This is a genomic window from Streptomyces abyssalis, from assembly GCF_001751365.1.
In the GTDB taxonomy this organism is placed as follows: Bacteria; Actinomycetota; Actinomycetes; order Streptomycetales; family Streptomycetaceae; genus Streptomyces; species Streptomyces abyssalis.
In genome coordinates this window covers 1,152,804-1,166,160 of record NZ_LJGT01000041.1, presented here as the reverse complement: position 1 = coordinate 1,166,160, position 13,357 = coordinate 1,152,804, and the positions used below count along the sequence as shown (strand labels likewise).

General features: G+C 70.3%; 9 protein-coding genes. 2 read left to right on the top strand and 7 right to left on the bottom strand.

What is annotated here, in order from left to right; all coding sequences use genetic code 11:
* Positions 1 to 9: 9 nt before the first annotated feature.
* The 5 genes from AN215_RS25845 to AN215_RS25825 all read right to left on the bottom strand — a co-directional run bounded on the left by AN215_RS25845 (position 10) and on the right by AN215_RS25825 (position 8,808).
* A complete protein-coding gene (locus AN215_RS25845; protein ID WP_079123416.1) occupies positions 10 to 3,231 on the bottom strand; it encodes a sensor histidine kinase in 3,222 nt (1,073 codons plus the stop codon).
* A gap of 384 nt (positions 3,232 to 3,615) precedes the next feature.
* Complete coding sequence (locus tag AN215_RS25840; protein WP_420856152.1) at positions 3,616 to 4,236, bottom strand: GTP-binding protein; 621 nt, start codon at positions 4,234 to 4,236, stop codon at positions 3,616 to 3,618.
* On the bottom strand, positions 4,217 to 4,627 hold the full coding sequence (locus AN215_RS25835) for a DUF742 domain-containing protein (RefSeq protein WP_070010762.1): 411 nt from the start codon (positions 4,625 to 4,627) through the stop codon (positions 4,217 to 4,219). The genes AN215_RS25840 and AN215_RS25835 overlap by 20 nt, the downstream gene beginning before the upstream one ends.
* Before the next feature lie 74 nt (positions 4,628 to 4,701).
* Positions 4,702 to 5,115, bottom strand: coding sequence for a roadblock/LC7 domain-containing protein (locus tag AN215_RS25830; RefSeq protein WP_028435354.1), 414 nt, complete (start codon positions 5,113 to 5,115; stop codon positions 4,702 to 4,704).
* A gap of 9 nt (positions 5,116 to 5,124) precedes the next feature.
* Complete coding sequence (locus tag AN215_RS25825; protein ID WP_070010763.1) at positions 5,125 to 8,808, bottom strand: sensor histidine kinase; 3,684 nt, start codon at positions 8,806 to 8,808, stop codon at positions 5,125 to 5,127.
* Positions 8,809 to 9,357: 549 nt separating this feature from the next.
* On the opposite strand from AN215_RS25825, the gene AN215_RS25820 reads away from it, so the two are divergent.
* Positions 9,358 to 9,540 carry a hypothetical protein gene (locus AN215_RS25820; protein ID WP_070010764.1) on the top strand — a complete coding sequence of 61 codons (183 nt, stop codon included), beginning with the start codon at positions 9,358 to 9,360 and terminating at the stop codon, positions 9,538 to 9,540.
* Between the two features lie 163 nt (positions 9,541 to 9,703).
* On the opposite strand, the gene AN215_RS25815 is transcribed toward AN215_RS25820, so the two are convergent.
* Entirely contained in the window at positions 9,704 to 9,928 is a 225-nt protein-coding gene (locus AN215_RS25815) for an acyl-CoA carboxylase epsilon subunit (protein WP_070010765.1), read from the bottom strand.
* Positions 9,929 to 9,958: 30 nt separating this feature from the next.
* Entirely contained in the window at positions 9,959 to 11,551 is a 1,593-nt protein-coding gene (locus tag AN215_RS25810; protein ID WP_070011330.1) for an acyl-CoA carboxylase subunit beta, read from the bottom strand.
* Positions 11,552 to 12,046: 495 nt separating this feature from the next.
* On the opposite strand from AN215_RS25810, the gene AN215_RS25805 reads away from it, so the two are divergent.
* Positions 12,047 to 13,354 (top strand): cytochrome P450 family protein, encoded by a 1,308-nt coding sequence (locus AN215_RS25805; protein ID WP_070010766.1) that lies wholly within the window; start codon positions 12,047 to 12,049, stop codon positions 13,352 to 13,354.
* Positions 13,355 to 13,357 lie beyond the last annotated feature (3 nt).

The window sequence follows — 13,357 nt, the reverse complement described above, 5'->3', positions numbered from 1 at the left end:
GGGCTCACACTAACGCTCCTGATCGTAGGTGCTGCCGGGGCCGAAGCCCTGTCGGTCATTCTGGGGGGCGTCACCCGCGCCGCGCCCTCGGCGTACGCCGCGGTGGAGGTTGCTGAGCCTGCCACGGACGTCCTCGGGTGCCCGGGAGACCATAGGGCCTCCCTGCGGGGTCGCATCCGCGGTGCCCGCGACCAGGTTGGCCCTGGGCACCCGCCGGGGAAGGCCGGATGGAGTGAGACCACTGGACTGCGGGTCACGCAGCCGGCCTGCCCGGCTCCAGCGCTCGTCGTTGGCGTTACGCCAATCCTCGGAAGGTTCCGTTTGAGGCTGGTGCTGCTGGTGTTGCTCTGCCGGACCGCCCTCTTGCCGTGACCGCCCCGCCTCCCGGCGCGGCAGGCCAGCGCCGGTTGTGGTGCGGTAACTGCTCGGGGCTGGGCCCGGACGGTCGAAGCCTACGCGGTCACGGCCATTCTCGTGAACGCCCGTACCGGATTCCGCTTCGGATCCCTGAGAGGCGTAGGGACTGCCCGTGGAGGGCAACTGCTCAGGCTGATGGGGCAGTTGGGGCTGAGGTGCCGGCGGCTGCTCACCGTACGGGGACGAGGGCCGGGAGGGGAACCGGGGCTCCTGCCGCGATTGCTCCTGTTCGGGCTGCCGGTCCTGGGGCTCCTGGCGGCCGCGCTGCCGCTCGAGCCACTCCTCCTGCCCCTCCCGCCATTCCTGTCGCTCCCGCCACTCCTGCTGTTCCCGCTGTTCCTGCCACTCCTGCTGTTCGCGCTGCTCCCGCTGCTCCTGCCACTGCCCTTGCGGCTGCCACGTCTCCAGCGGCTCGGGCCGGCGCTCCTGGAACTCCCGCGGCTCCTGGAACCGGTGCGGGTCCGCGGGCTCGTCCCGCCCGCCGGGCCGGGGCTCCAGCTCCTCCCGGCGTTCGTCACGCAGCTGCGCGCGCCCGACGGAGTCGAGCGGGCCGAGCGAGGAGAGATCGTCGGGCACCTCGTAGCGCGCGTCGTCGAAGCCGAGTTCGCCCGCGGTACGTGAGGCCGGCAGGCCGCGGCCGTACGACGCGGGGTCCGGCGGCGCGGGCGCCTCCGGCATGATGCGCGAGACGGTGAAGTCCTCGTATGCGTCTTCCTCGCCGCCGCCGCCCTGTGTGATCCCCTGCGGCAGCATCACCAGGCACGTCGTGCCGATCTGCTCGCCCGAGGGGCGCAGCTGGACGCGGATGCCGTGCCGGTCGGCGAGGCGGCCGACGACGTACAGGCCCATGCGGCGGGCGAGACTGGCGTCCACCGTGGGCGGATTGGCCAGTTTGTAATTGATGTCCGCGAAGTCCTCCGCGGTCAGGCCGACTCCCTTGTCGTGGATCTCGATCACGACGCGGTCGTCGGGCAGCCGTGTGGCGGTGACGTCGACCTTCGTCTGCGGGGAGGAGAAGGAGGTGGCGTTCTCCAGCAGCTCCGCGAGCAGGTGCACGAGGTCGTTGACGACCTGGCCGTGGATGTCGCTCTCGGGGACGCCGGAGAGCTCGATGCGCTCGTAGTGCTCCACCTCGGACGACGCGGCGCGCAGGATGTCCACGAGCGGCACCGGCTCGTTCCAGCTGCGGCCGGGTTCCTCACCGGCGAGGACGAGGAGGTTCTCGCCGTTGCGCCGCATGCGGGTCGCCAGGTGGTCGAGGCGGAAGAGGCTCTCCAGCTGGTCCGGGTCGGCCTCGTTGTTCTCGAGGTCGGAGATCAGGCCGAGCTGGCGCTCGATGAGGCCCTGGTTGCGGCTGGAGAGGTTGGTGAAGATCGCGTTGACGTTCCCGCGCAGAAGTGCCTGTTCCGCCGCGAGACGTACGGCCTCGCGGTGGACCTGGTCGAAGGCGCGGGCCACTTCGCCGATCTCGTCGGTGCTCTCGATGGGGATGGGTGCGACGCGTGTGTCGACGCGGCCCGGGTCGGTACGCGAGAGCTGGTCGACGAGCATCGGCAGCCGCTGCTCGGCGATGCCGAACGCCGCGTTGCGCAGATTGCCCATGCTGCGGCTCATGGAGCGGGCCATCATGCCGGCGAGGAAGAACGCGATCAGCAGCGCCACCAGCACGATGAGGGCGTTGACCACGGCGTCGCGGGCGGCGTCGTCGGAGATCTGGGCCGTCTCGTCGACGGCCAGTTCCGCGAGCTCCGCCTCGACGGCGCGGTAGGCGTCGAACTTGCCGGTGGTCGTGGCGAACCAGCTCTGCGGCGTCACGCCCTTGGAGGCGAGAGCCTGCTTGCCCGCGCCGGAGACGATCATCGGGATCGCCTTCTCGGTCTTCGGCGGCTGGACGAAGTCCTTGCCTGCGGCGGTCGCGGCGGCCTCGGCCTTGGCCAGACGCTGCTTGCCCTTCGCCTCTGCCTTGGCCATCTCCTGCTTGAGGAGGGTCACATCCTGCGGGCGGCCCCCGCCGACGTACTCCTCGACGGCGATGCGCTCCAGGTAGGCGTACGAGGTCAGAGCCGTGTACTGGCGCTTCACGTCCGACTTGCCGGGCCCCTGCCGCACCAGCAGATGCATGCCGATGGAGCGCTCCAGGGACTGGGCGCCCTTGGCCAGCGACACGGCGTAGACGGTGCGGCCGTAGGAGGTGATGTTGCCCGTGCCGAAGCCGAGTTCGTTGGCGAACTCCATCAGCGGGTGCTGGACGGCGACGTAGCGCTCCTCGGTCTCGACGCCGCCGAGGCGCTTGCTGTAGGCGGCGGCCCGCAGGGTCCCCAGCTTCGGCTCGACCTTGCGGAAGACGGCGAGGCGGCGCTCGAGCCCGGGCTTGTCCGGCATGGCGGACGCCGCGCGGTCGAAGTCCTTCTTGGCCCGGTCGGTGATGGTGCGGGCGCGCTCGACTGCCGGATCGTTACGGCGCCCTTGGAGAAGGGGTTCGGCGGTGCGGTCGCGCTCGTCGAGGAGGGCGTTGCCGTAGGTGGCGGCCGCGCGCACGAGCTCGGCGGTGCGCTGGGCGTCCTCGGCCTCGTTCCAGGTGGCGATGGCGTCGTTCACGCGGAAACCGCCGAAGACCAGTCCCACCATCACGGGTATGAGAAGGATGGCGTACAGCCTCGTCCGCACACGCCAGTTGCGTACGGCAAAGCGGCTTCCTGAACCGTCGGTACCGTCCGGCAGGTCGGATGTGACCGAAACCCGCGACGGCGGAGTGAAGTTGCCCCTCGACTCCGCCCGGGCTCCTGTCGCAGCGCCCGTCTTGCTTCGCCTCACGCGACTCCTCACCTCTTGACCCTCGGTGTCCGTATCCGACGTCCATGGGTCGGCGACGTGCCAACTCGCTACTGCTGAGTTCAGCGCATTTCAGCACGTCAGGGCAGCGGCCGCCAAACACCTCTCAGAGGGGGGTACGAGTGCCCCACAGGTCTGAGAAATCGGGCATACGAGGGCAACAGGGGTAAAGAGTCCAGGATTTGTGAGCAGAGTGAAGCCTTTTGCTCGCCTGCCGTGTTCGCGGAGACGTAATTCACTGTCGAAACGTTATGAACCTGAAGGAGCGCGGAGCGGCGAACACGGCGGACACAGCCGGGAGGAGGAATCCTCCTGCCCGGCCGTGCACTCAACTCGCCCTGGTGCGCGCCGAGTTGGCTCCACGCCCTACTTGAGGCGGGCGAGCAGGGCGTGCTCGACCAGCGTGATCAGCGCACTCTTCGCCTCGGCGCGGTGCCTGGCGTCGGTGACGATGATGGGAGCGTCCGGGCCGATCTGCAGGGCCTCGCGGACCTCTTCGGGGGTGTAGGGCTGGTGCCCGTCGAAACCGTTCAGCGCGATGATGAACGGCAGCCCCGAGTTCTCGAAGTAGTCGACGGCGGGGAAACAGTCCGCCAGGCGGCGGGTGTCGACGAGGACCACGGCGCCGATGGCGCCGCGCACCAAGTCGTCCCACATGAACCAGAAACGATCCTGCCCCGGTGTGCCGAAGAGGTAGAGGATCAGGTCGTCGTCGAGCGTGATGCGCCCGAAGTCCATGGCCACCGTCGTGGTGGTCTTGCCCCCGGTGTGGGTCAGATCGTCGATGCCCGCGGACGCGGACGTCATGACCGCTTCCGTACGGAGCGGATTGATCTCGGAGACAGCACCGACGAAGGTCGTCTTGCCCACGCCGAAACCGCCGGCCACGACGATCTTCGCGGACGTCGTCGACCGGCCGGGGGCAGGGGCTCCGGCTCCGTAACCCACCATCTGGCCCGTCTGCGGGCTAGAGCTTGCGAAGTCCACTGAGCACCCTTTCGAGCAACGTCACATCTGGCGCGCCGCCGGGCTCGGAGCTGCCGCCGGGCTGGTGGATGGCCACCATTCCGGCCTCGGCGAGATCGGCGACCAGGATCCGGGCCACGCCCAGCGGTATCGCGAGCAGGGCGGAGACCTCTGCGACCGACTTGACCTCCCGGCACAGATGGCAGATGCGCTGGTGTTCCGGGAGCAGACCCTGAAGCTGGACCGGGTCGGCGCTGGTGCTCACCAGTGCTTCGATGGCGAGCTGGTAGCGCGGCCTGGTGCGGCCGCCCGTCATCGCATATGGGCGCACCAGCGGCTGGTCGCCCTCACCTCCGTACGGTGCGTGCTGGTATGGGGCACCGTACGGGCCGGGCGAGGCTGGCGGGGTCATGGCTCCTCCGGGCGAGGCATGAGGTCGGGGTCGGTTAACGGACTGAGGTGGCTCATGTAGGGGGAGCTTTCAGATCAGTTGAGGATGCTCCCCTGAAGTTCAGCGCGCACGTCAGGGGTGAGGACGGTTCCTGCGCGGTCTACCAGTAGCGCCATCTCGTATCCGATGAGACCGATGTCAGCCTCCGGATGAGCGAGGACGGCCAGTGACGAGCCGTCCGAGATGGACATGATGAAGAGGAAGCCGCGCTCCATCTCCACCACGGTTTGATTGACCGGGCCACCCTCGAATATCCGGGAGGCACCGGCGGTCAGTGAGGTCAGCCCCGAAGCGACCGCCGCCAACTGGTCGGCGCGGTCGCGCGGGAATCCCTCGGACATGGCCAGAAGGAGGCCGTCCGCGGAGACCACCACCGTGTGCGACACACCTGGTGTGTTGTCCACGAAGTTGGTGATCAACCAGTTCAGATTCTGCGCCGCCTGGCTCATCGGACTCAACTAACGCTCCTGCTGGTAATGGGGGCCTATGCCGCGGCCGTTCGTCGTACCGGCTTGTCGGCCCTGCTGGATGCCGCGGCGGAGGTTGGTCAGCCTGCCGCGGACGTCATCGGGTGCACGCGAGACCTGCGGTCCTGCTTGTGCGGAGGACTGCTGCTGAGCGGTGCCCGCGACGAGATTGGCGCGGGGCACACGGCGCGGCAGGCCGGAGGTGGTCACTCCGCCCGCGGCGGGCTGGCGGACCTGCTCCGCGCGGCGCCAGCGCTCGTCGTTGGGCGAGGCTCCCCAGTGGGCGCCGGTGTCGGCGCCGTGCTGGGCAGCGGTGGAGTGAGTGGAGTTCGCCGAGGCCCCCTCCGAGGACGGGCGGGCCGCGTGCCGCTGCGGCATCGGCGGTACGGCCGAGGCCGGCTGCCCCGGTCGCGGCGTGGGCGCGTGCTGCGAGGACCGCTCCGGCGTGGCGTACTCCGCGGACTCCCGCTGAGCCGGCGGTGCCGACGGGGGCGGGGGCGGAGGCGCCGAGGACGCCGCGCGGAACCAGTTGGACTCGATCGACTCGAAGATCGGCGTCGGGGCGTCCGCCGCCGCCGGCGGACCGGAAGGTATGCCGAAGTCCGGGTCGTACGAGGGCTGCTGGCCGCCCTGCGTCTGCTCGCTCTGCTGCTCCTCGCGGCCCGGGGCTGCGCCCTGGCCGCCGCTGGAGGCGCCGGTGTAGCCGGGGCGGGCGAACTCGCCCGTGTCGCTGGACTCGGTCTCGTCGTGCCCGCGGGGGCCGTCCTCCGCGGGACCGGAGGCCGTGGCCCAGCTCGGACGCGCCTGGGTCCACTGGTCCGGACGCGCGAACTGCGAGGTGTCGCTCGGCCCGCCGGGCTCCGGACGCTGGAACTCGCCGGTGTCGGAGGGGGACGGCGGACGCTGGAACTCGCCCGTGTCCGAAGGCGACTGGGGACGCTGGAACTCGCCGGTGTCGGAGGGGGACGGACGCTGGAACTCACCGGTGTCCGAAGGCGACTGGGGACGCTGGAACTCGCCCGTGTCCGAAGGCGACTGGGGACGCTGGAACTCACCGGTGTCCGAAGGCGACTGCGGACGCTGGAACTCACCGGTCGACTGGCTCTCCCGCTCCCAGGAACCGCCCCAGCCGCCGGCCGGCCTGTCGAACTCGGCCGGTTCCGGGCCGCCCTGGCCGCCGCCGGCTCCCGCGCCGCCGGGCAGTGCACCCGCCGGGCCGGGCCGCTGCGGCAGCGGCGGAGCCTGGCGGTTCGGCGGGCCGGAGCCCGCGCCCGGGCGGTCCGGGCCGGGGCCCCTGCCCTGGCCGCTGTCGCCGAAGAGGTTCGTGGTCGGCGGGCCGCCGCCGGGGCCGGCACCGGCCCCCACGGGGACGTCCGAACCGGGCAGTGCGGGCCGCGCGTCGCCGCCGCCGACCTGCCGGGTGCCCGGGCCGGAGCCCGGTCCGCGCTGCAGCGCGGCGGCGAGGCCGGCGCCCTTGGGGACGCCGGCGCCGTTGCCGCCGGGGCCGCCCGCACCGGCGGGCTTGCCCTTGGCTCCCTGCGGGCCCTGCGCCCCGCCCTGCGCGACGTCGACGGGCAGCATGACAAGGGCGGTCGTGCCGCCGGAGTCGGACGGGCGGAGCTGGATCCGGATGCCGTGCCGCAGCGAGAGGCGGCCGACCACGAACAGGCCCATGCGGCGGGAGACCGAGACGTCGACGGTCGGCGGGCTCGCCAGCCGCTCGTTGATCGCGGAGAGGTCCTCCGGGGAGAGGCCGATGCCCGTGTCGTGGATCTCCACCAGCACGCGCCCGTCGGGCAGGGCGTGACCGGTGACCTTGACCTTCGTCTGCGGCGAGGAGAAGGACGTCGCGTTCTCCAGCAGCTCCGCCAGCAGGTGTACGAGGTCGTTGACGACGCGGCCCGCGACCTCGGTTGCGGGCACCGAGTTCAGTTCGATGCGCTCGTACTGCTCCACCTCGGAGGCGGCGGCGCGCAGCACGTCGACGAGCGGGACGGGCCTGGTCCAGCGGCGGCCCGGCTCCTCGCCCGCGAGGACGAGCAGGTTCTCACCGTTACGGCGCATACGGGTCGCGAGGTGGTCCAGCTTGAAGAGCGAGGAGAGCTGGTCCGGGTCGGCCTCACGCGACTCCAGCTCGGATATGAGCGAGAGCTGACGCTGGATGAGGCCCTGGCTGCGCCGCGAGAGGTTGGTGAACATCGCGTTGACGTTGCCCCGCAGCAGGGCCTGCTCGCCGGCGAGCCGGACGGCCTCGCGGTGGACGTCGTCGAACGCGGAGGCCACCTTGCCGATCTCGTCCCGGCTGTGCACACCGACGGACTCGACGGAGGTGTCCACGTCCTGCGGCTCGGACTCGGACATCTGACGCACCAGCTCCGGCAGCCGCTTGCGGGCGACGTCCTGGGCGGTGTCCTGCAGGCGCCGCAGCGAGCGGACCATGGAGCGGGCGACGACGAAGGCCCCGACGAGGGAGATGCCGAGGACGAGCAGGATGACGGCGCCGTTGAGGAACGCCTCACGCTGGGCGTCGGCACGCAGCTCGCGGGCCTGCTGCTCCATCTGCGAGAGCAGCGTGGACTCGATCTTCGCCATCTCGTCGATCTTGGAGCGGTCCTGGTCGTACCAGTCGGGGTACGAACGGTTCTCGCTCTTGATGCCGTCGGGGTTGTTCAGCACGCGGTCGCGGTACTTGTCCGCGAGGGTGATGTTGACGACGCCGCCGTCGAGCGGCTTGGTCAGCTCGGAGGCCTTCTCCTCGCCGTAGATCTGGTTGAAGCTGCCGAGGGAGGCGCTCTCGCTCTCGGCCGCCGTCTTGGCGTAGAGCCGGTCGCTCTCGGAGAGTTCGGGACCGCCCTTGACGGCAAGGCCGGCGGAGATGATGGCGCGCTGGATCGACGCGTACTCCTTGGCGGTGGAGAACGCGGCCAGGGCGCGGGTGCTCTGGATCATCTCGCTGTTGTTCGTCGCCTGCGCCATGTCCTGGGACAGGGAGAGCAGCGAATCGACCAGCTGGTTGTAGCTGTTGACCGTCTGGGAGACCGACGCCTCGTTGTCGTACGCCCGTTCGCGGATGTTCTTGATCGCGGTCAGCTGGCGGGTGATGTCGAGAACGGTGGACTGGACGCCCGCCAGTGAGCGGTCACTGCCGTCGAGGTCCGAGGTGGCTTCCTTGAACGCCTGGAAGGACTGGTCCGTCTTCTCACGCGGGCCGACGACGGTGTCGTCCTTGGAGTCCGCGGTGGCGACCAGCGGACCGGCCGAGCGGTCGCGCTCTTCCTGGAGGGCGGCGGCGAGTTCGGTCGCCTGCTCGGTCATCTCCGTGAGCTGCTTCATGTTCTCGAGCTGGTCGACCTTGCCGAGCGAATCCTGAATCCGCAGGGCACCCAGGGTCGTTGCGGCGACCACGGGAAGGGCGAGCAGCGAGACCAGACGCGTACTGATCCGCCAGTTGCGCAGCGCGGCACGCGAGCCCGGCCCAGGAGGCGTCCTGAGTCGCTGCTCCGTGCTCTTCTCGCTCGTCACGGCCGGACGGTTCGTCGCCGCGCCGTCTTCGTCGTGCACGGCGGCCGTGGGCCCACTCTGCTGGGCGCGCTGGGGTGTGGATCCGCGGTCCGTCATTCCGCGCGGCTCCGGATCCCCCGCAGCGCTGCCATCCCTCTTGAAACGTCCCTGCACTAGCGTCGCAACCTCTGGACCAGGCGCCCCTCCGCTTGGGACGGCGGGACGGTATCGAGTCGTGGGGGTCCCAAGGCCCCCCGGGCGGTCGTGAAGTGACCGGCGCGCGTCCCCTGACCGCCACGCGGCGCTGCTCTGCGCCCCTGCGCGCCGGTTGTTTCCCGCAGCGGTCCGTGGAATTCCAGCACAGTGCCGGATCTCCAACAAGGCCTGTGGAAAACCCGGGACCCCAAGTGACGCTCCGCCATTGCTCCGTCACATGCTGTGCAGAGCACTTCCCGTGATTCCGGACTTTTCTGCCGCGCGCCGCCGGCCCTTCACACCTCAGCTTTATCAGGCGCGGAACCGGAACCTCACGTCTGGCCCTCATGTCCGCTTCGGTCCTGGTCGCGGCTCATCACGTAAGTCCCTTTTGCCCGCGCCCCGGTGAGGAACCTCACACGCTCCGCGTTGCCCGCGTCACGTAACGAAAGGAAAAGGCGGCCTAGCCTTGTTTACAGAACACCGCGGAAAGACAAGCCAATTGGAAAGTGCGAGGTACGGTCGAGCGTGAAGACCACCCTTATCATGCGCAATACAGCCAACCCGCGCCGCACCACCCTGGTGAACCTCCAGGACGCGGACGAGCTGACCACGACGGCCGTCGCCGAAGAGGCCGAAAGTCTCGACGGCCTTCCCGCGCATACAGCGAATCCCGGGCGCACAGTGCTCGAAGACGCACCCGTCGGCTGACGAGACGCCGGCACACGACAGACGGCAGCACAGCGAGGACGGCCTCCCGTGAGTTCACCGGGAGGCCGTCCTCGCTGTGGTGTGCACGTGTACTGCCGTGCTCGATGTGCTGCCGGGTGCAGGGCCGCAGCCGCTGTCCGCCGGGGCGTCTTCGTCCTCGTCCTCAGCCCTGCCAGCTGTGCGGGGCGCGGAAGCCGCGTGCGCGCTCCAGCCGCCGCCAGCCCGCCTTGCCGCTTCCGGCGCCGCGAGCGGCCGGAATCTGCTCGTGCCTGGCCGAAGCAGCGGCGCGGGCGAGCAACAGAGCCGTGACGGCTGCGAGTTCCTCCTCGCTGGCCTCGCCCTTCTCCACGCGGACGAGGCGGCTGCCGGCTGTGTCGGTCGGGTTCATCGAAGTCTTCATCCCTTACTGAGGAGGCCCTTACTGAGGGGGATTGCCGTGTTTGCGTGAGGGCAGATCCGCGTGCTTGGTGCGGAGCATCTGCAGTGAGCGGACGAGCACTTCGCGGGTCTCGGCCGGGTCGATGACGTCGTCGACGAGACCGCGCTCGGCTGCGTAGTACGGATGCATCAGCTCGGCCTTGTACTCCTTGACCATCCGGGCCCGCATCGCCTCCGGATCGTCCGCGCCGTTGATCTCCCGGCGGAAGATCACGTTCGCCGCGCCCTCCGCGCCCATGACCGCGATCTCGTTCGTCGGCCAGGCGAAGGTCAGATCGGCGCCGATCGACTGCGAGTCCATCACGATGTACGCGCCGCCGTAGGCCTTGCGCAGCACCACCGAGATCCGCGGCACCGTCGCGTTGCAGTACGCGTACAGCAGCTTGGCGCCGTGCCGGATGATCCCGCCGTGCTCCTGGTCGACGCCGGGCAGGAAGCCCGGCACGTCCAGCAGCGTGACGATGGGGATGTTGAACGCGTCGCACATCTGCACGAAGCGGGCGCCCTTCTCCGACGCCTCGATGTCCAGCACCCCGGCCAGCGACTGCGGCTGGTTGGCGATGACGCCCACCACCTGGCCGTCCATCCTGGCCAGACACACGATCAGGTTCGTCGCCCACCGCTCGTGGATCTCCAGCAGATCCCCGTCGTCGACGAGTTCCTCGATCACCTTGCGCATGTCGTACGGACGGTTGCCGTCGGCCGGCACCAGATCCAGGAGCACCTCGCCGCGCCGGTCCACCGGGTCGTGGCTCTCCTCGGCCGGCGGGTTCTCCCGGTTGTTGCTCGGCAGCATCGACAGCAGATACCGCACCTCTTCCAGGCACGACTGCTCGTCGTCGTAGGCGAAGTGCGAGACACCCGAGGTCGCCGCGTGCACGTCCGCGCCGCCGAGACCGTTCTGCGAGACCTGCGCGCCGGTCACCGCCTGCACCACGTCCGGGCCGGTGATGAACATCTGCGAGGTGTCGCGGACCATGAACACGAAGTCCGTGAGCGCGGGGCTGTAGGCCGCGCCGCCCGCGCACGGGCCGAGCATCACCGAGATCTGCGGGATCACGCCCGACGCGCGGGTGTTGCGCTGGAAGATCCCCCCGTAGCCGGCAAGCGCCGAGACGCCCTCCTGGATACGGGCACCCGCACCGTCGTTGAGCGAGATCAGCGGCGCACCGGCCGAGATCGCCATATCCATGATCTTGTGGATCTTCGTGGCGTGCGCCTCCCCCAGCGCGCCGCCGAAGATGCGGAAGTCGTGCGCGTAGAGGAACACGGTCCGCCCGTGCACCAGCCCCCACCCGGTGACCACACCGTCGGTGTGGGGCTTCTTCTCCTCCAGTCCGAAACCCGTGGCACGGTGCCGCCGCAGCGGCTCCACCTCACGGAACGTCCCCTCGTCCAGCAGCAGTTCGATCCGCTCCCGGACGGTCAGCTTCCCCTTCGCGTGCTGAGCCTGCGTCGCCCGTTCACTGGGACCCTGCAGAGCAAGCTCCCGCAGAGCACGCAGTTCCGCCACACGCCCGCGGGCATCCTGCGCCTCGGGGCCCGCGGCCTCGGGCGCGGCCACGGTGTCCATGGTCTGCTGCGCCTGCTGCGACGGCTGGGTCTGATCGGTCATGTATAGACCCTACGAAACGGCAGGGCGATTCATCCTCGTCAGATTCAGACAGTGTCCGGACGCGATTCATGGCCGCGCTGGACAGAAGGACGCGGAAGCGCCGCTTCAGGGCAGCGAACCCTCACATCCGGCCGCCACCGGGCTGTGGGGTTTCCACAGCCGTGTGACAGTGCCCCTCCAGCGCGCGCAGGCGGGGCACGGGCTTCCGCGCAACCGCAGCTCAGCGCATCCGGACCGCACAGCTCACGCTCGGTCCCGCCCTGCCCGGTCCCCGGGCCCCGTCCGTCCTGGACCGCAACTCCCTTGCGGCACAAGGGCGGTGGGCGCAGCCTTCAAGAGCGGGTCGTCCGCTCCGCCGGCATCCCGCCCCCGGCCCGCCGGCAGCCGTCCCGCAGCCCGGACTCCATCACGCCCGCAGCCCGCCCGCACCCCGGCCCGCAGGAGCACCGTCCGATGACCGACTCAGCCGACGCACTCCCCGCACCCGGTCGCCCCGGGACACCTGAGACGTCCGGCACGCCGCCCCAGGCGGCAGCCGGCGCTCCGGACGCGCCCCACCGCCTCGATCCCCGCGGACGCGACCAGCACGCCGTCAACGAGCGGCTGCGCACCCGCGGTCCGGCCGTCCACGTCACGCTGCCGGGCGAGGTTGCAGGGGCGGCCGTCACCGGTCACGCGGAACTGCGGGACTTCCTCACCCATCCCGACGTGGCCAAGAACGCCTGCCACTTCGCGGCACTCCAGGAGGGCCACGTGCCCGAGGGCTGGCCGCTCACCGTCTTCGCCACCGTCGAAGGCATGACCACCGCCGACGGCGCGGACCACCGGAGACTGCGCGGCCTGGTCAGCAAGGCCTTCACGGCACGGCGCGTGGACGGCCTGCGTCCCCGTGTGGAGATGCTGACCGCCGGTCTGCTGGACGCGCTGCCCGCCGCCGCGGACGAGGACGGCACCGTCGACCTGCGGCAGCACTTCGCCTACCCGCTGCCGATGAGCGTCATCTGCGAACTCCTCGGTGTCGACGCCCGGCTGCGCGACCGGCTGCACCACCTCTCCGGCGTGCTCGTCAGTACGAGTGCCGAGCCGGCCGAGGTGATCGCCGCCAACCGCGAGGTCGCCGAGTTACTCGCCCAGGTCGTCGGGATCCGCCGCGCCGACCCGGGGGACGACCTCACCAGCGCACTCGTCGCCGCCCGCGAGGAGGACGGCGACAGGCTGAGCGAGACCGAACTCGTGGGCACACTCATGCTGATGATCGTCGCCGGGCACGAGACCACGCTGAACCTCATCACCAACGCGGTGCGCGCCCTGTGCGCACACCGCGGCCAGCTCGCCCTCGTACGCGACGGCTCCGTCTCCTGGGACGACGTCGTCGAGGAGACACTCCGCTACGACAGCCCGGTCAGCTACTTCCCCTTCCGCTACCCCGTGGCGGACCTCACCGTCGGCGGCACCGCGATCCCCAGGGGTACGCCCGTGCTCGCCTGCTACACCGCCGCCGGACGCGATCCGCGTACGTACGGGGACGACGCGGCGGAGTTCGACGTCACGCGCCGGAACAAGCGCCACCTGTCCTTCGGCCACGGCGCGCACTTCTGCATCGGCGCCCCGCTGGCCAGGATGGAGGCGGTCATCGCTCTCGAAGCGCTCTTCGGCCGTCACCCGGATCTTCGGCTCGCCGTGCCGGAGGAGGAGTTGACGCCGCTGGCGAGCTTCATCGGCAACAGCACGAGGACACTGCCGGTGCGCCTGGACGGCTGAGCC

Excerpts from the sequence above, each read along its gene's own strand:
- AN215_RS25835 (WP_070010762.1), bottom strand. The coding sequence starts at position 4,627 with ATGACCCCGCCAGCCTCGCCCGGCCCGTACGGTGCCCCATACCAGCAC.
- AN215_RS25830 (WP_028435354.1), bottom strand. The coding sequence starts at position 5,115 with ATGAGCCAGGCGGCGCAGAATCTGAACTGGTTGATCACCAACTTCGTG.
- AN215_RS25815 (WP_070010765.1), bottom strand. The coding sequence starts at position 9,928 with ATGAACCCGACCGACACAGCCGGCAGCCGCCTCGTCCGCGTGGAGAAG.
- AN215_RS25810 (WP_070011330.1), bottom strand. The coding sequence starts at position 11,551 with ATGGACACCGTGGCCGCGCCCGAGGCCGCGGGCCCCGAGGCGCAGGAT.
- AN215_RS25805 (WP_070010766.1), top strand. The coding sequence starts at position 12,047 with ATGACCGACTCAGCCGACGCACTCCCCGCACCCGGTCGCCCCGGGACA.